This is a genomic window from Streptomyces sp. NPDC054932, assembly GCF_053610205.1.
Genome location: NZ_JBSGXU010000174.1, coordinates 1 through 16,638 on the forward strand (window position 1 = coordinate 1; position 16,638 = coordinate 16,638).

General features: G+C 70.9%; 18 protein-coding genes. 9 read left to right on the forward strand and 9 right to left on the reverse strand.

Translation table 11 applies throughout. From position 1 onward, the window contains the following. Positions 1 to 2,268, reverse strand: a 2,268-nt coding sequence (locus tag ACWGE1_RS32610) for a transglycosylase domain-containing protein (RefSeq protein WP_453424060.1), incomplete at its 3' end; no start/stop codon positions are given. A gap of 385 nt (positions 2,269 to 2,653) precedes the next feature. On the opposite strand from ACWGE1_RS32610, the gene ACWGE1_RS32615 reads away from it, so the two are divergent. Further along, positions 2,654 to 3,004: a WhiB family transcriptional regulator gene (locus ACWGE1_RS32615; protein WP_030009547.1), complete on the forward strand. Its 351-nt coding sequence runs from the start codon at positions 2,654 to 2,656 to the stop codon at positions 3,002 to 3,004. Between the two features lie 29 nt (positions 3,005 to 3,033). On the opposite strand, the gene ACWGE1_RS32620 is transcribed toward ACWGE1_RS32615, so the two are convergent. Next, complete coding sequence (locus ACWGE1_RS32620; protein WP_453424061.1) at positions 3,034 to 4,374, reverse strand: ArsA family ATPase; 1,341 nt, start codon at positions 4,372 to 4,374, stop codon at positions 3,034 to 3,036. Further along, positions 4,371 to 5,354, reverse strand: a complete 984-nt coding sequence (locus ACWGE1_RS32625) for an ArsA family ATPase (RefSeq protein WP_453424062.1) — start codon at positions 5,352 to 5,354, stop codon at positions 4,371 to 4,373. Before ACWGE1_RS32625 ends, ACWGE1_RS32620 begins: the two co-directional genes overlap by 4 nt. A 108-nt stretch (positions 5,355 to 5,462) precedes the next feature. Between ACWGE1_RS32625 and ACWGE1_RS32630 the strand changes: the two genes are divergently transcribed. From ACWGE1_RS32630 to ACWGE1_RS32650, 5 genes are all read left to right on the forward strand, one after another. Beyond that, positions 5,463 to 5,624 carry a DUF4177 domain-containing protein gene (locus ACWGE1_RS32630; protein ID WP_007264966.1) on the forward strand — a complete coding sequence of 54 codons (162 nt, stop codon included), beginning with the start codon at positions 5,463 to 5,465 and terminating at the stop codon, positions 5,622 to 5,624. Beyond that, positions 5,621 to 6,094, forward strand: coding sequence for a RidA family protein (locus ACWGE1_RS32635; RefSeq protein WP_453424063.1), 474 nt, complete (start codon positions 5,621 to 5,623; stop codon positions 6,092 to 6,094). Before ACWGE1_RS32630 ends, ACWGE1_RS32635 begins: the two co-directional genes overlap by 4 nt. A gap of 228 nt (positions 6,095 to 6,322) precedes the next feature. Beyond that, positions 6,323 to 7,231 (forward strand): NUDIX hydrolase, encoded by a 909-nt coding sequence (locus tag ACWGE1_RS32640; protein ID WP_453424064.1) that lies wholly within the window; start codon positions 6,323 to 6,325, stop codon positions 7,229 to 7,231. Next, positions 7,228 to 8,073, forward strand: a complete 846-nt coding sequence (locus ACWGE1_RS32645; RefSeq protein ID WP_453424065.1) for an MBL fold metallo-hydrolase — start codon at positions 7,228 to 7,230, stop codon at positions 8,071 to 8,073. The genes ACWGE1_RS32640 and ACWGE1_RS32645 overlap by 4 nt, the downstream gene beginning before the upstream one ends. Then, positions 8,070 to 8,387, forward strand: coding sequence for a hypothetical protein (locus ACWGE1_RS32650; RefSeq protein ID WP_453424066.1), 318 nt, complete (start codon positions 8,070 to 8,072; stop codon positions 8,385 to 8,387). Before ACWGE1_RS32645 ends, ACWGE1_RS32650 begins: the two co-directional genes overlap by 4 nt. Here the strand turns inward: ACWGE1_RS32650 and ACWGE1_RS32655 are convergent. Further along, complete coding sequence (locus ACWGE1_RS32655; RefSeq protein ID WP_453424067.1) at positions 8,384 to 9,199, reverse strand: nucleotidyltransferase domain-containing protein; 816 nt, start codon at positions 9,197 to 9,199, stop codon at positions 8,384 to 8,386. The two genes, ACWGE1_RS32650 and ACWGE1_RS32655, sit on opposite strands and share 4 nt — an antisense overlap. A 131-nt stretch (positions 9,200 to 9,330) precedes the next feature. Beyond that, positions 9,331 to 10,005 carry a Crp/Fnr family transcriptional regulator gene (locus ACWGE1_RS32660; RefSeq protein WP_003981529.1) on the reverse strand — a complete coding sequence of 225 codons (675 nt, stop codon included), beginning with the start codon at positions 10,003 to 10,005 and terminating at the stop codon, positions 9,331 to 9,333. A 269-nt stretch (positions 10,006 to 10,274) separates the two neighbouring features. Here ACWGE1_RS32660 and nth point away from each other — a divergent pair, with 269 nt between their 5' ends. From nth to ACWGE1_RS32675, 3 genes are all read left to right on the forward strand, one after another. Further along, positions 10,275 to 11,132 (forward strand): endonuclease III, encoded by an 858-nt coding sequence (nth, locus tag ACWGE1_RS32665; protein ID WP_453424068.1) that lies wholly within the window; start codon positions 10,275 to 10,277, stop codon positions 11,130 to 11,132. An 81-nt stretch (positions 11,133 to 11,213) separates the two neighbouring features. Then, positions 11,214 to 11,936: an NUDIX hydrolase gene (locus tag ACWGE1_RS32670; protein ID WP_453424069.1), complete on the forward strand. Its 723-nt coding sequence runs from the start codon at positions 11,214 to 11,216 to the stop codon at positions 11,934 to 11,936. A 13-nt stretch (positions 11,937 to 11,949) separates the two neighbouring features. Beyond that, the gene (locus ACWGE1_RS32675) at positions 11,950 to 13,152 is read left to right on the forward strand and encodes a MarP family serine protease (RefSeq protein ID WP_453424070.1); all 1,203 of its coding nucleotides are present in this window, start codon (positions 11,950 to 11,952) and stop codon (positions 13,150 to 13,152) included. Between the two features lie 21 nt (positions 13,153 to 13,173). Here ACWGE1_RS32675 and ACWGE1_RS32680 read toward each other — a convergent pair whose 3' ends face one another. From ACWGE1_RS32680 to nhaA, 4 genes are all read right to left on the reverse strand, one after another. Continuing rightward, a complete protein-coding gene (locus ACWGE1_RS32680) occupies positions 13,174 to 13,347 on the reverse strand; it encodes a hypothetical protein (protein WP_189743888.1) in 174 nt (57 codons plus the stop codon). Between the two features lie 163 nt (positions 13,348 to 13,510). Beyond that, a complete protein-coding gene (locus ACWGE1_RS32685) occupies positions 13,511 to 14,470 on the reverse strand; it encodes an alpha/beta fold hydrolase (RefSeq protein ID WP_453424071.1) in 960 nt (319 codons plus the stop codon). Beyond that, complete coding sequence (locus ACWGE1_RS32690; protein ID WP_453424072.1) at positions 14,467 to 14,925, reverse strand: phage holin family protein; 459 nt, start codon at positions 14,923 to 14,925, stop codon at positions 14,467 to 14,469. The genes ACWGE1_RS32685 and ACWGE1_RS32690 overlap by 4 nt, the downstream gene beginning before the upstream one ends. 60 nt (positions 14,926 to 14,985) lie before the next feature. Then, positions 14,986 to 16,419 carry a Na+/H+ antiporter NhaA gene (gene nhaA / locus ACWGE1_RS32695; RefSeq protein WP_453424073.1) on the reverse strand — a complete coding sequence of 478 codons (1,434 nt, stop codon included), beginning with the start codon at positions 16,417 to 16,419 and terminating at the stop codon, positions 14,986 to 14,988. Positions 16,420 to 16,638 lie beyond the last annotated feature (219 nt).

The following is a 16,638-nucleotide window of genomic DNA, read 5'->3' on the forward strand; positions in this document are numbered from 1 at the left end:
GCCGATGCTCGGGTCGAGCGTGATCCCGGGGAACGGGGGCTGCGGGTCGGCGCCGCCCGTGCCTCCGCCGTTGGCTCCGGCGGTCTGACCGCCGGGCCGGCCACCGGGCTTGCCGTCACCGCCGGGCTTGCCGGGCCGGGACGGGTTCGTCGAAGGCTTGTTGCCGCGCGGGCCGGCGGAGGAGGGGACGTTCGGTTCCGGGATGCCGACCGTGGTGAAGTTCCCGGACTCGCGGCCCGACAGCGCGCCGCTGACCGCGTCCTTCCAGATCGGGCCGGGCAGACCGCCACCGAAGACCTTCTGGTAGGGCTTGCCGCCGATCTCGATGTTCTCCATCGAGATCTTCTTCGCGCCGCCCGAGCCGACCCACACCGCGCCGGAGAGGTTCGGCGTGTAGCCGACGAACCAGGCGTTGTAGCGGCCGTCCGTCGTACCGGTCTTGCCCGCGCTGTCGCGGTCGCTCAGGCCGGCCCGCTCACCGGTGCCGGAGTCGACCACTCCGCGCAGCAGGGTGTTGATGGTGTCGGCCGTCTCGGTGGACATCGCCCGGTCGCACTTGGACTTCGGCACGGCGAGGGCCTTGCCGTGCGCGTCGGTGATCGACTCGATGGCGACCGGCGTGCAGAAGACACCGCGGTTGGCGAAGGTCGCGTACGCGTTGGCCATCGTCAGCGGGGAGAGTTCGGCGGAGCCGAGCGCGATCGACGGGGACTCGGGGAGCTTGGAGCCGTCGGCCGGGACCACGCCGAGCTTCTGCGTCATCTCCGTCACCGGGCAGAGGCCGATCTCGCCGATCATCTCGACGAAGTAGGTGTTGATGGACTTCTCCATCGCCGTCCGCAGCGCGTACGGGCCGACCTCGTCCTCGGTCTCGTTCTTCGCCGTCTGGATCTTGCCGTCGATCGGCAGGTTCAGCCACTCCGTGCCGTCGCAACGGGAGATCGGCGTCGGATAGTTCATCCGGTTCGGGGCCTGGTAGACCTTGGTCGGGGGCATGCCCCGCTCCAGGGCGGCCGCCGCGATGAACGGCTTGAAGGTGGAGCCGACCTGGAAGCCGAAGTTCGAACCGCCCATCCGCTTGTCCACGGAGTAGTTGATCTGGGTCTCGTTCTTCCCGAAGCCGTACGGCTTCGACTGACCCATCGCCAGCACCCGGCCGGTGCCCGGCTGGACCATGGTCACGGCCGTCGCGATCGCGTCCTCCTGGTAGACGTGATCCTTGATCGACTCGTTGGCCGCGTCCTGCGACTGCGGGTCCAGGGTGGTGCGCACCGTCAGGCCGCCCTGGTTCCAGATCTTCGCCCGGTCCTCGCGCGTCTTGCCGAAGACCGTGTCGGTCAGGAAGGAGTTGCGCACGTAGTCGCAGAAGAAGCCCGCGCCCTTGACGGCGGTGATGCAGCCGTTGCGGGGCTTGGTCACCTTGAGGGTGACCGGCTTGGCCTTCGCCGCGTCGGCCTCCGCCTGCGAGACGTCCTTGGTGTCGGCCATCCGCTGGAGGACGATGTTGCGGCGCTTCGTCGCCTCCTGCACGTCGTTCACCGGGTCGTACCGGCTCGGCGACTGCACGACGCCCGCGAGCAGCGCGGACTCCTCCAGGGCCAGGTCCTTGGCCGGCTTGCTGAAGTAGCGCTGGGCGGCGGATTCGATTCCGTAGGCCTGCTGGCCGAAGTACGTGATGTTGAGGTAGTTCTCGAGGATCTTCTTCTTCCCGAGCTCCTCCTCGACCTGGATCGAGTACTTCAGCTCGCGGATCTTGCGGCCGAGGCTCTTCTCCTGGGCCTCGCGCACCTTGGTCTCGTCGTCGCCGGCCTCTTCGACGAACACGTTCTTCACGTACTGCTGGGTGAGGGTGGAGGCGCCCTGTGCGGCGCCGCCTTCCTGGGCGTTGCGGTTGACCGCGCGCAGGATGCCCTTGAGGTCGACCGCGCCGTGCTCGTAGAAACGCGAGTCCTCGATGGCGACGATCGCCTTCTGCATGTACGGGGAGATCGCCGTGAGGGGGACCACCTGCCGGTCGCGCGAATAGACGGTGGCGATCAAGCCACCCTCCGCGTCCAGAATCGTGGTCCGCTGGCTCAGCGGCGGAGTCTTGAGATTGGCCGGAATCTCATCGAATCCCTCGACCGTCCCCTTGGCAGCGAGACCCAGGGCGCCTGCGGCAGGGATCGCCATGCCTGCCAGTACAACCCCGGAGAGAACGGACATCCCGAGGAACTTGGCGGCCTGCTGGCTCCCCGTGAGCCCGCCGCCCGAGCGCTTCTTTCCCATAGAGGGCAGCCTACGTTCTGATTCGCCGGACACACGCGAATGCCTTGGCCTAAGCTGTCCCCAACTGTCACAGCAGTGTGGTGCGACATCAACCCCTCGGCTTGATTTTCACCCTTCCCGAATGGGGTGGACACATGTCCGAATCTCGCCCCGCCGCTGAAGCCGAACCGACGATTACACCCGAATTGCCGGAATGGTCGGGCATGTCGCCGGATCACTCCGTCGGGTGATCTGCCGCTTACCCATAGTCCGTTCGGACCATTCAAGATTGGGCCCGTCGGGGGTGTTGCACTGTGCCCGCCTTCCGTAACGTCCTCAACTGGCAGCGGTGAATATGCCGCTACCGCCGTGGGGGAGCCTCGATTCGGGAGAGGACGGCGCCGGGATGGGCTGGGTTACCGACTGGAGTGCGCAGGCAGCCTGCCGCACTACCGATCCGGATGAACTATTCGTTCAAGGAGCGGCACAGAACAGGGCCAAGGCGGTGTGCACCGGATGTCCGGTGCGGACCGAATGCCTGGCCGACGCGCTCGACAACCGTGTCGAGTTCGGAGTATGGGGCGGAATGACAGAGCGGGAACGACGCGCACTGCTGCGCCGGCGTCCCACCGTCACCTCGTGGCGACGGCTGCTCGAAACCGCACGTACGGAGTACGAGCGCAGCACGGGCATCCTCACCATGGATGCAGACGCGGAGATCGACGTGTCGTACGAGACATACGCGGCAGCCGGGTAGATCACACGGCCGCCACGACGTACGAACGCCTACGCTCCGGCCGGTACCCCGGCCGCGAGTCGTTCTCCGATGGCCCGCAGCCCGGCGAGGTCGTGCACATCGCCGGGCAGGGCGGCCACTTCGGCCACCGCCACTTCGGGGTGCAGTGAGGTGAAGCGATCGCGTGTGCGCTGTTCACGCGCGATCACCTGCATGCGCTCGGCGTGCAGGCGCAGCAGTCCTGCCGTGATCCTGTCCACGACCGCGGTGTCGCCTTCGGTGCCGGGGGAGCCTGTGTCGGGAGGGTTCGCGGTCCGTGTGGTCCGTGCAGTCCGGGCGGATCCGGAGGTCTCCGCGGTTTCAGTGGGGTCGGTGAGTTCCGCGGCCGGGTCACGAAGTCCAGCTTTCCCGGACTCCTGATCGACAATGCCGCCTTCTTCAAGATTCTCTGCGGCGGCCAACGCCCGCTCGGCGGACAGCTGGTCGGCGCCACTGCCGTGCACCCGGTTCAGTACCAGACCGGCCAGCGGCATGTTCTCCGCGGCCAGCCGCTCCACGAAGTACGCCGCTTCGCGCAGGGCGTCCGCCTCGGGTGCGGCGACCACCAGGAAGGCCGTGCCGGGAGCCTGGAGCAGCCGGAAGGTCGCGTCCGCGCGCGTGCGGAAACCGCCGAACATCGTGTCCATGGCGGCCACAAAGGTCTGGACGTCCTTCAGCAGCGAGGCACCCATCAGCTTGCTGAGGGTGCCGGTCATCATCGACATGCCGACATTCAGGAACTTCATCCCGGCCCGGCCGCCCACCTTGGCCGGAGCCATCAGCACACGGATGAACTTCCCGTCCAGGAAGGACCCGAGGCGCTTCGGCGCGTCGAGGAAGTCCAGCGCGGACCGGCTCGGCGGCGTGTCGACGATGATCAGGTCCCAGTCGTCCCGGGCGCGCAGCTGCCCGAGCTTCTCCATCGCCATGTACTCCTGCGTGCCCGCGAAGCCGGCCGACAGGGACTGGTAGAAGGGGTTGGCGAGGATGGCCCGGGCCCGCTCGCCGTCCGCGTGCGCCTCGACGATCTCGTCGAAGGTGCGCTTCATGTCCAGCATCATGGCGTGCAGTTGACCGCCGTCCGCCCCTACGGCCTCCACCCTGCGCGGGGTGTTGTCCAGCGAGTCGATCCCCATCGACTGCGCGAGCCGCCGCGCCGGGTCGATGGTGAGCACGACGGCCTTGCGCCCGCGCCCGGCGGCCCGTACGCCGAGCGCCGCGGCCGTGGTGGTCTTGCCGACCCCGCCCGCCCCGCAGCACACGATGATCCGGGTCTCCGGGTCGTCCAGCAGCCGGTCGACCGCCAGCCGGGGCGGAGTGTCCATGCCCACGGTGTCCACCCCCTCGCTCATTCGGCCACCGACTGCTTCCGCAGGTCCTTGGCCAGTGCGTACAGTCCGGCCAGATCCATCCCCGCCCCGAGCAGGGGCAGTTCGTACGTCGGCAGGTCCAGCCCCGCCAGTACGGTGCGCTGCGCCCGCTCCAGCTCCACCCGGCTCGCGTGCTCGGCCGCCTGGACGAGCAGCGGGTCCACCAGCCGCTCGGCCAGCCCGCCGCGGCGCGCGCCGCCGAGGCCCGCCCGGGACAGCGCCTTCGCCACCTCGGCGCGCCGGTCGTCGGCCGCGGTGCGCAGGGTGTCCTCGTCCAGATGGTGCGGCCGGACCATGTTGACGATCACCCGGCCGACGGGCAGCCCGGCGCCGCGCAGCTCCTCGATGCCGTCCGCGGTCTCCTGGACGGGCATCTCCTCCAGGAGGGTGACCAGGTGCACGGCCGTCTCGGGGGACTTGAGGACCTTCATGACGGCCTGGGCCTGGTTGTGGATCGGCCCGAACCGGGCCAGGCCCGCCACCTCGTCGTTGACGTTCAGGAACCGGGTGATCCGCCCGGTCGGCGGCGCGTCCATGATCACGTGGTCGTAGACGTACCGGCCGGCCTTGTCCTTGCGCCGCACCGCCTCGCACGCCTTGCCGGTCAGCAGCACGTCGCGCAGCCCGGGCGCGATGGTCGTCGCGAAGTCGATGGCGCCGAGCTTCTTCAGCGCGCGGCCGGCCGAGCCGAGCTTGTAGAACATCTGGAGGTAGTCCAGCAGCGCCCGTTCGGCGTCGATGGCGAGCGCGAAGACCTCACCGCCCCCGCCGGGCGCCACGGCGATCTTCCGTTCCTCGTAGGGGAGTGCCTCGGCGCCGAAGAGCTGCGCGAGCCCCTGCCTGCCCTCGACCTCCACGAGAAGTGTCCGGCCGCCCTCGCGTGCGAGGGCAAGCGCGAGTGCTGCGGCGACCGTGGTCTTGCCGGTGCCGCCCTTGCCGCTGACCACCTGGAGCCTGCTCACAGCGTCCGAGCCTAATTCCTCGGGTTCGGCTCCGGTGGTGCCGGGTGGTCCTCCCGGAGTGTTCGGGGGCGGCATGCGCCCCGCACCACAGGCACTACCCTCGCTCCCATGACCAAGAAGTTCGAATATGCGACGGTCCCGCTGCTGGTCCACGCCACCAAGCAGATCCTGGACACCTGGGGCGAGGACGGCTGGGAGCTCGTCCAGGTCGTGCCCGGACCGAACAACCCCGAGCAGCTCGTGGCCTACCTCAAGCGGGAGAAGGCATGAGCGGCGTCGTCGAGGCGAAGCTGGCCGAGCTCGGCCTGACCCTGCCGGAGGTCGTTCCGCCGCTGGCCACGTACCAGCCGGCCGTGCGGTCCGGCTCGTACGTCTTCACCGCCGGCCAGCTCCCGATGATCAAGGGCAACCTGCCGGTCACCGGCAAGGTCGGCGCCGAGGTCTCGCCGGAGCAGGCCAAGGAGCTGGCCGCCACCTGCGCGCTGAACGCCCTGGCCGCCGTCAAGTCGGTCGTCGGTGACCTCGACAAGATCGCGCGTGTCGTGAAGGTCGTCGGCTTCATCGCCTCCGCCCCCGACTTCACGGCCCAGCCGGGCGTGCTGAACGGCGCGAGCGAGCTCCTGGGCGCCGTCCTCGGCGAGAAGGGCGTCCACGCCCGCAGCGCCGTCGGTGTGGCGGTCCTGCCGCTGGACGCGCCGGTCGAGGTCGAGATCCAGGTCGAGCTGGTCGCCGGAGCCTGACCCTCCGGGAGGGTTCCACGAGTCCGCCTCCGCCCGCCCCGGATCCGGCCCCTCGCGCGTTCGAGGAGCGGGGTCCGGGGCGGAGCCGGTCCCCGGGCCGCGCCGGGCGACCGGGATCGGCCGAACAGGTCCGGTTACCGGCCCCGGGCGGCCGGGAGCAGCCCGCCGGGCCGCCGGCAGCGACGGGTGACCCTCGAACATCGGGCCGGATGGCCGTAGCATCCGGCCATGCCGAATGGTCAGCATGGTCAGCAGCAGCCCCCCGCCGGAGGCCAGTGGTACCCGCCGGAGTGGCCCGACCGCATCCGCGCGCTCGCGGACGGCTCGCTCACCCCTGTGGAGCCGCGCCGCGCCGCCACCGTGATGCTCCTGCGCGACACACCCGACGGTCCCGCCGTGCACATGCTGCGCAGGCGGGCCTCCATGGCCTTCGCCGGGGGTGCGTACGCCTATCCGGGTGGCGGGGTGGATCCCCGGGACGAGGAGCACCAGGTCGGCTGGGCGGGCCCGTCGCAGGAGGACTGGGCGGCCCGGCTCGGGACCGATGCCCGTACCGCCCAGGCGATCGTCTGCGGTGCCGTACGGGAGACCTTCGAGGAGGCGGGCGTCCTGCTCGCCGGGCAGACCCCGGACACGATCGTCGGCGACACCACCGGGGACGACTGGGAGGCCGACCGGCAGGCCCTGGTGGCGCGTGAGCTGTCCTTCGCGGAGTTCCTCGACCGCCGCGGCCTGCGGCTGCGCTCCGACCTGCTCGGGGCCTGGGCGCGCTGGATCACCCCCGAGTTCGAGCCGCGCCGCTACGACACCTGGTTCTTCGTCGCCGCCCTCCCCGAGGGGCAGCGCACCCGCAACGCCTCCACGGAGGCCGACCGGACGGTGTGGATCCGTCCGGCCGACGCGGCCGCCGGCTACGACAAGGGCGAGCTGCTGATGATGCCGCCCACGATCTCCACCCTGCGGTCCCTGGAGCCCTACGGGAGCGCCGCCGGCGCGCTCACGGCCGCCGCCGGCCAGGACCTCACCCCGGTCCTGGCCCAGGCCTCGCTGGAGGGCGGCGAGCTGGTGCTCAGCTGGCCGGGGCACGACGAGTTCACCAAGCGCGTCCACCTCGGACGTCCGGGAGGCCCCGCATGACCGATGCATCCGCACTGCCCGGACAGCCCCGCGGAGTCGTCATCTCAGGGCCGGCGACCGCCCGCGCGGTGAACGTCCTGGCCCCCAACCCCTCCGCGATGACCCTCGACGGCACCAACACCTGGCTGCTCTCCGAGCCCGGATCCGACCTCGCCGTCGTGGTCGATCCCGGCCCGCTGGACGACGGACACCTGCGGGCGGTCATCGCCGCCGCCGAGCAGGCGGGCAAGCGGATCGCCCTCACCCTGCTCACCCACGGCCACCCCGACCACGCCGAGGGCGCGGGCCGCTTCGCCGAGCTGACCCGTACCAAGGTCCGCGCTCTGGACCCGGCCCTGCGCCTGGGCGACGAGGGCCTGGCCGCCGGGGACGTGATCCGGACCGGCGGGCTGGAGCTGCGCGTGGTGCCGACCCCCGGCCACACCAGCGACTCGCTCTGCTTCCACCTGCCCGCCGACCGGTCCGTGCTGACCGGCGACACCGTCCTGGGCCGCGGCACCACCGTCGTTGCCCACCCCGACGGCCGCCTCGGCGACTACCTGGACTCCCTGCGCCGCCTGCGCTCGCTCACCGTGGACGACGGGGTGCACACCGTCCTGCCGGGCCACGGGCCGGTCCTGGAGGACGCGCAGGGCGCCGTGGAGTTCTACCTGGCCCACCGCGCGCACCGGCTCGCCCAGGTCGAGACCGCCGTCGAGAACGGCTTCGTGACGCCGGAGGCGGTGGTCGCCCAGGTCTACGCGGATGTGGACCGCTCCCTGTGGCCGGCCGCGGAATGGTCCGTCCGGGCGCAGCTCGAGTACCTTCGTGATCACGGACTGATCCCGGGAGGGCCTGAATGAACACCGTGTTCCTGCTGGTCATGCTGATAGCGACGGCCGGGTGGATCACCTCGACGGTGACCCTCCGGGTGCAGAGCCTGCAGAACAAGGCGGACCGGATGGAGCGCCACCTGGCCCTGGTGCTGGACCACTTCGGCATCGAGGAGCCGGAGCCGGCCGGGATGGACGAGGTACGCGCCCTGCTCAGGGCCGACCGGCACATCTCGGCGATCAAGGAGTACCGGCGCATCACCGGCGCCGGCCTGGCGGAGGCCAAGCTGGCCGTCGACGCCCTCGCCGTGACCGAGGAGCCCCTGAAGCGCGACGCGTCCTAGCGCGGCGCGTCCCGGCGCGGCGTCTTCCTGCCGTGCCGGGCCGTGTACTCGTCCGCGAGCCACGGTCCGAGGTCCTCGACGTACGAGCGCAGCACCTCCGGGTCCGCGACGGGATCCAGCGCCACGGCGGCCGCGTCCCGCAGCTGGGCCGCGCGCTCGGGGTAGTACATGCCGAAGATCTCCGCGGACTCGCCGAGGTCGCTGGTCCAGCCGCCCCACCGCGGCATGACCAGCGTGAAGGCGGTGCGCACCAGGTGCCGCGAGACGAAGCGGTTCAGTTTCCGGTATTCCTGCGGGGTCGACGCCGCCTGCAGCCGTGCCCGCCAGCCGGGCAGCAGTTCGGCCAGGTCCCCGTTGGTCTCGCGGGCGAGCAGGCTGTCCGGGCGGTAGCGCGGCAGGTGCTCCGCCAGGTCCGCGCCGAGCAGCGGGGTGCACAGGCAGGCGAGGAACCAGCCCAGGTCGAATCGTTCCGCCTCGCTCAGCACCGCGATCTTGTCCCGGAGCAGGATGCCGACCCCGTCGACCTCCGGGAAGTCCTCGTCGAGCCCGCGTGCGAGCACCTCGGCGGTGTCGCGGTCCTCGTCGGCGGGCTCGTGGTGCAGGACGAGCAGCAGGTCCAGGTCGGACCGTCCGGGCCGGGCGGTCCCGCGCGGCACGGACCCGTAGAGGTAGGCGCTGTGCAGCCGTCGGCCGTACGCCTCGGCGGTCCGTGCCCGCGCGGCCGCCACGACCGCCCTGAACCCGCTCTGCACCCGCCCGAGGGACCCCTCGCGCTCGAAGTACCCGTACGCGTCCAGCCCTCGGTGCTCCATCCCTCCACTGTGCCCGGCCGCCGGGCACGGTCCCCGCAACGGCGCAGCGGCCGAACACCCGAAGGCCCCGAACGCCCGAAGGCCCCGCCCGGGGTACGGGCGGGGCCTTCGGCAGGTCGAGGACGAGGGCGTCAGCGCGAGCGCTTCGCGAGGCGCTCCACGTCCAGCAGGATCACCGCACGCGCCTCCAGGCGCAGCCAGCCGCGGCCCGCGAAGTCGGCCAGGGCCTTGTTCACGGTCTCGCGCGAGGCGCCGACGAGCTGTGCGAGCTCCTCCTGCGTGAGGTCGTGCACCACGTGGATGCCCTCCTCCGACTGCACGCCGAAGCGGCGCGACAGGTCGAGGAGCGCCCGCGCCACACGGCCGGGAACGTCGGAGAAGACCAGGTCGGACATCTGGTCGTTGGTCTTGCGCAGGCGGCGGGCGACGGCGCGCAGCAGCGCGGTCGCGACCTCGGGCCGGGCGTTGAGCCAGGGCTGGAGGTCACCGTGGCCGAGGCCGAGGAGCTTGACCTCGGTCAGCGCGGTGGCGGTGGCGGTGCGCGGGCCCGGGTCGAAGAGCGACAGCTCGCCGATCAGCTCGCCGGGGCCGAGGACGGCCAGCATGTTCTCGCGACCGTCGGGGGAGGTGCGGTGGAGCTTCACCTTGCCCTCGGTCACGACATACAGCCGGTCGCCGGGGTCGCCCTCGTGGAACAGGGCGTCACCGCGTGCGAGGGTCACCTCGCCCATGGAGGCGCGGAGCTCCGCGGCCTGCTCGTCATCGAGCGCCGCGAAGAGCGGGGCGCGCCGCAGAACGTCGTCCACGAGTCTCTCTCCTATGTCGACCAGCTCAGGGGACCGTGCTCCCCATTTTGCCGGACGGCTCAAACAGTGCGATCAATCACAAGGATGCCGGACGGACGGGCGTGCTGTGCGGCCAGAGGCCAATCGGAGTGGTGTTACCTGAGGTCCGGGCGGGTGTCAGCGGCCGGCCTTAGGCTGGCCGGGTGTCCAATAAGCCGGTGAGAGCACAGGCCAAGGGGTCCGCCGGAGTGACGGAGCCCCCAAATTCAGCCGTGGGCGAACATGTCCCAGTGAAGACGTCCGCGAGGGTCGCGGCCACCCCTCAGGGCAAAGTTTCGGCCAAGAAACCGAAGTCGGTCAAGCCGGAATCGCGCCTGGCCATGGTGCGCAGGGCCCGGCGCATCAACCGTGAGCTGGCCGAGATCTACCCGTACGCCCATCCGGAGCTCGACTTCCGCAATCCCTTCGAGCTGCTCGTCGCGACGGTGCTGTCCGCGCAGACGACCGACCTGCGGGTGAACCAGACGACCCCGGCCCTCTTCGCCGCCTATCCGACCCCCGAGGACATGGCCGCGGCCGCCCCGGAGGATCTGGAGGAGCTCATCCGGCCGACCGGGTTCTTCCGGGCCAAGTCGAGGTCCCTGCTCGGCCTCTCGCAGGCCCTGCGGGACAACTTCGGCGGGGAGGTGCCGGGCCGGATCGAGGACCTGGTGACCCTGCCCGGAGTGGGCCGCAAGACGGCGAACGTGGTCCTCGGCAATGCGTTCGGTGTCCCGGGCATCACCGTGGACACCCATTTCGGCCGGCTGGTGCGCCGCTGGAAGCTGACCGAGCAGGAGGACCCGGAGAAGGTCGAGGCGGAGATCTGCGCGATCTTCCCGAAGAGCGAGTGGACGATGCTCTCGCACCGCGTCGTCTTCCACGGCCGCCGGATCTGCCACTCGCGCAAGCCCGCCTGCGGGGCCTGTCCGATCGCCCCGCTCTGCCCGGCGTACGGGGAGGGCGAGACCGACCCGGAGAAGGCGAAGAAGCTGCTCAAGTACGAGAAGGGCGGCCAGCCGGGCCAGCGGCTGACCCCGCCCCCGGACTACCCGGGCCTTCCCGCCCCGCCGCTCGGCGGGGCCGTGGCGGACGCGGCGGCACAGTGATGTAGGAACCAATCGGTACCCGGATCGCGTTTGCGGTGTGGGGAGACGGTGTGGGACAGGACAACGCGGACAGGGGTGCCTATGACGCGCGGTACACGGGACGAGACCGGAACCACGGTGGGAGACCGAGAAGTTGACGGCCCGGCCGTCAGCACCGACGGCCTGCCCGGCTGGCTCGAACCCGTCGCCCGGGCCTCCCGGTCCGTCCAGCCGGGGCAGCTGAGCCGGTTCCTGCCGCCCGAGGACGGCCGCGGGCGGCAGTCGGCCGTCCTCGTCCTCTTCGGGGAGGGCGCCCGCGGCCCCGAGCTGCTCCTCATGGAGCGCGCCGGCACCCTGCGCTCCCACGCGGGGCAGCCGTCCTTCCCGGGCGGTGCGCTGGATCCCGAGGACGGAGATCCGCACACCACCGGGCCGCTGCGCGCCGCGCTGCGCGAGGCCGAGGAGGAAACCGGACTTGATCCTTCCGGTGTCCAGCTCTTCGGTGTGCTGCCCCGGCTCTACATCCCGGTCAGCGAGTTCGTCGTGACCCCGGTCCTCGGCTGGTGGCGCGCCCCCAGCCCCGTCGGCGCCGTGGACCCGGCCGAGACGGCCCGGGTCTTCACGGTTCCCGTGGCCGATCTCACGGATCCCGAACACCGGGTCATGGCCGTCCACCCGAGCGGCCATCTGGGGCCGGGATTCACCGTCGAATCGGCTCTGGTCTGGGGTTTTACGGCCGGGGTGATCGACCGGATCCTGCACTTCGCGGGCTGGGAGCGACCATGGGACCGCTCACGGCAGGTCCCGCTCGACTGGCGCGCATGAGACGGTGGCCCACGTGAACGTGCTGGACATCCTGTTGCTGCTCGCCGCCGTGTGGTTCGCGATCGTCGGCTACCGCCAGGGGTTCGTCGTCGGCATCCTGTCGGTGATCGGCTTCCTCGGCGGTGGCCTCGTCGCCGTGTCCCTGCTCCCGCTGATCTGGGACCGGGTGACCGACAACGGCACCCAGGTGTCCACCACGGTAGTCGTGATCTCCGTGGTCGTGATCATCGTCTGTGCCTCGATCGGGCAGGCCCTGACCACCCACCTGGGGAGCAAACTCCGCCGCCAGATCACCTGGTCACCGGCGCGCGCGCTCGACGCGACCGGCGGCGCCCTGGTCAACGTCGTCGCGATGCTGCTCGTGGCCTGGCTCATCGGTTCCGCGCTCGCCGGCACCTCGCTGCCCACGCTGGGCAAGGAGGTCCGCAACTCCAAGGTGCTCCTGGGTGTGTCGCGGGTGCTGCCCGACCAGGCGAACACCTGGTTCTCCGACTTCAGCTCCACGCTCGCCCGCAACGGCTTCCCGCAGGTGTTCAGCCCGTTCTCCAACGAGCCGATCACCGAGGTGCAGGCGCCCGACCCGGCGCTCGCCACCAGCCCCGTCGCCGAGCAGGCCAAACGCTCGATCGTGAAGGTCGTCGGCACCGCGCCCAGCTGCAGCAAGGTGCTGGAGGGCACGGGCTTCGTCTTCGCGCCCGGCAAGGTGATGACCAACGCGCACGTCGTCGGCGGGGTCGGCGAGCCGACCGTGCAGATCGGCGGCGAGGGCAAGCTGTACGACGCCAAGGTCGTGCTCTACGACTGGGCGCGCGACATCGCCGTCCTGGACGTGCCCAAGCTGAAGGCCCCGGTGCTGGAGTTCACCGAGAAGGACGCGACGAGCGGAGCCGACGCGATCGTCGCCGGCTTCCCGGAGAACGGCGCGTACGACGTCCGCTCGGCGCGCGTCCGCGGCCGGATCAATGCCAACGGTCCGGACATCTACCACCGCGGTACGGTCCGGCGGGACGTCTACTCGCTGTACGCGACCGTCCGCCAGGGCAACTCCGGCGGGCCCCTGCTGACGCCCGACGGCAAGGTGTACGGAGTCGTCTTCGCGAAGTCCCTCGACGACCCCAACACCGGTTACGTGCTGACGGTGGACGAGATCCGCGACGACATCCGCTTCGGCAAGGACGCCGTACGCCGGGTCGACAGCCAGGGCTGCGCCCTCTGAGACGACGCGCCCGCCGGGTCCCTACGTCCGTGGATGGCGCAGGCGCGCGGAGACCCAGCGGGCCCGTCGGCGCAGGATGAGCGGAATCCCGAGGCGGGGGTCGTGGCCGTGCCGGCCGGCCCTCTCGTGGGTGCCCGGCGTAGCTGCCGAGCGGCGTTCGTGCGCGGTGTCACCGTAGTCGTGCGTCCAGCTCATACTCCGAGCTGTGCCCGTGCCCCAAGGTCCGTAACCCCGTCAGGGGCGGCCAATTGGCCTATGCGCGAGGCAATTGAATGTTCGTAGGGCAAGCACATCGGTGAACTCCCGCCCGTTCAGGGGGCGATCGCCGGTACGGCCGCCGGTCAGGTCAGTGGTCCGGTCAGCGGTCCGGCTCGGGGTCCTTGAGCCAGTTCACCAGCTCGGACGAGAAGGCGACCGGGTCCTCCTCGTGCGGGAAGTGCCCGAGCCCGTCGAACAGCCGCCACCGGTACGGGGCTTCGACGTACTCCCCGGAACCGGCCGCGCTCCGCGTCCGCATCACCGGGTCGAGCGAGCCGTGCAGGTGCAGCGTCGGTACCCGCACCGGCCGCTTCATCCGCCGGTTGAACTGGATCCCGTCGGGCCGCGCCATCGACCGCATCATCCAGCGGTACGGCTCGACCGAGCAGTGCGCGGTGGACGGGATGCACATGGCCCGCTGGTACACGGCCAGATCCTCGTCCTCGGGCGGCCGCGGCCCGGACCACTCCCGGATCAGCTCCCCCACGAGGGCCCCGCCGTCGGCGACGAGCTGCCGCTCGGGAATGAACGGCCGCTGAAAGCCCCAGATGTGCGAACTCGCCCGCGTCTGCCCGAAGTCCGACAGCATCGCCGAGCGCCAGCGGCGCGGATGCGGCATGGACGAGACGACGAGCCGGCGCACCAGCTTGGGCCGCATCACGGCCGCCGTCCAGGCGAGGTACCCACCCAGGTCGTGCCCGACCAGGGCGGCGTCCGGCTCGCCGAGCGACCGCACGACCCCGGTGATGTCGAGCGCCAGGTTGGCGGGGTCGTAGCCGCGCGGGGTGCGGTCGCTGCCGCCGACGCCGCGCAGGTCCATCGCGACCGCCCGGTACCCGGCGTCGGCGAGCGCCGTCATCTGGTGCCGCCAGGTCCACCAGAACTGGGGGAAGCCGTGGAGCAGCAGGACCAGCGGTCCGTCACCGAGCTCGGCGACGTGGAAGCGGGCGCCGTTGGCGGCGACGTCCCGGTGCGTCACCGCCTGCCCGCCGGGGAGGCCGAGCCGTACCGCCGTGGCAGCTGTGGGAGGAACGCTGGATTCCGGCGTGGGCGCTGTCATGAGGACGAGCGTGCCACACCCACAGCCTTGTCACTCACCGGCCGCGGGTGCGGCTTGACGGTCCCGACCAGTGCGGCGGTCTGCTTGACGGAGGCGATCGACTTCTCCGGCGGCTTGATCTTCTTGAACTTCCGTACGGCGATCAGCGTGAGCACGCCCGCGATCAGCAGGAACGCGCTGCCGACGATGAGGAAGGACCACGCGAGCCCGAGCCCGAGGTTGTGGATCCCGTACGCCGCGGCGAAGGTCAGCACCGGGAGGGAGAAGACCGCGAACACTCCTGCGGCGGCGATGGAGGCGGATCCGCTGCCCACGCGCTTGACGTCCTGGCGGATCTCCGCCTTGGCGAGGGCGATCTCGTCGTGCACCAGCGCGGACATCTCGGCGGTGGCCGAGGCGACCAGCTGGCCGAGTGTGAGCTCGGCTCCCTGCGCCTCTTGGTCCACTGCGCTCATCGCTCTCTCCCTCTGTCGTCTGCTGCCGGGCGGCGCGGCTGTCCTGCGTCGTCAGTCAGATCATGCCGGACGGTCGCCCTCGGTGGTGGACCCGGCCGTGGTTTGGAGCGCGGCGGCGGCCTCGCGCTCGGCCTTGCGGCGGTGTTCGGCGGCCCTCTCCTCGTAGATCTCGGCCATCCGCAGGTGGTAGGCGGGGTTGTGCTCCTCGTAGATGTCCGGGATGCCGTCGTGGTCCTCGTCGCGCTCCTCGGCGTCGGTGAGAGCCCGGTACCTGCGGTTGCGGAGCTTGAGCATCACGCACGCGATCACGGCGGCGATCAGGGAGCCGATCAGGACGGCGGCCTTGACCTCGTCGGTGAGGACCGGGTCGTCGGCGAAGGCGAGTTCACCGATGAGGAGGGAGACGGTGAAGCCGATGCCGGCGAGCGAGGCCACGGCGAGCACGTCGGGCCAGGCGAGGTCCTCGTTCAGTTCGGCCTTGGTGAAGCGGGCCGCCAGCCAGGTGCCGCCGAAGATGCCGACGGTCTTGCCAATGACGAGGCCGAGCACCACGCCGAGGGTCTCGGGCCGGGTGAAGACCTGGGCGATGGCCTCGTCGGAGAGGGAGACCCCGGCGGAGAACAGGGCGAAGAGGGGCACGGCGAGCCCGGCGGACACCGGCCGGACCAGGTGCTCGATGTGCTCGCCGGGGGACTGCCGCTCGCCGTCCCGGCGGGTGCAGCGGAGCATCAGGCCCATGGCGACGCCGGCGATGGTGGCGTGGACGCCGCTGTTGTACATGAGGCCCCAGATGACCAGGGCGAGCGGAACGTAGACGTACCAGCCGTGGACGCCCCGGCGGAGCAGGAACCAGAAGAGGGCCAGGCCCACGAAGGCGCCGCCGAGCGCGAGGAAGTCGATGTCGCTGGTGAAGAACACCGCGATGATCAAGATGGCGAAGAGGTCGTCGACGACCGCGAGGGTCAGGAGGAAGGCGCGCAGGGCCGATGGCAGCGAGGTGCCGATGACGGCCAGGATGGCGAGCGCGAAGGCGATGTCGGTCGCGGTCGGGACGGCCCAGCCGTCCGTGGAGCCGTCACCCACGATGTTGACGAGTACGTAGACCACCGCGGGTACGGCCATGCCGCACACGGCGGCGATCACCGGGAGCGCGGCCGCCCTGGGGTCACGGAGATCGCCCGCGACGAGCTCGCGCTTGAGCTCGATCCCGGCGACGAAGAAGAAGATGGCGAGGAGTCCGTCGGCCGCCCAGTGCTGGAGCGAGAGGTCCAGGCCGAGGGATGCGGGACCGATGTGGAAGGACCGGACGCTGGAGTAGCTGTCGGAGATGGCGGGGATGTTCGCCCACAGGAGGGCGGCGATCGCGGCCACGAGCAGCAGCACGCCGCCGACGGTCTCGGTGCGCAGGGCATCGGCGACGAAGCGGCGCTCGGGCAGTGAGAGGCGGCCGAGCAGCTTGCGGCGCTTGTGGTCGGTGGGGCTGGGCGCGGCCACGAGGGGACACCTCCGGGGGCGGTTGGACGGCATGGCAAAGCTCATTGCCGACCAGACTTCCCGGCGCACCCTGTGGTCTTTCTTTACGCTTTGAATATTTTACAGGGTGTACGCGAGGATGTATCCGGCGATCATCACTTTAAGCGCGAAAGGGGCACCCGGCGCGGCGCGCCGGGTGCCCCTTTCGGTGTGTCCCGCGGTGTGTCCCGCGGTGTGTCC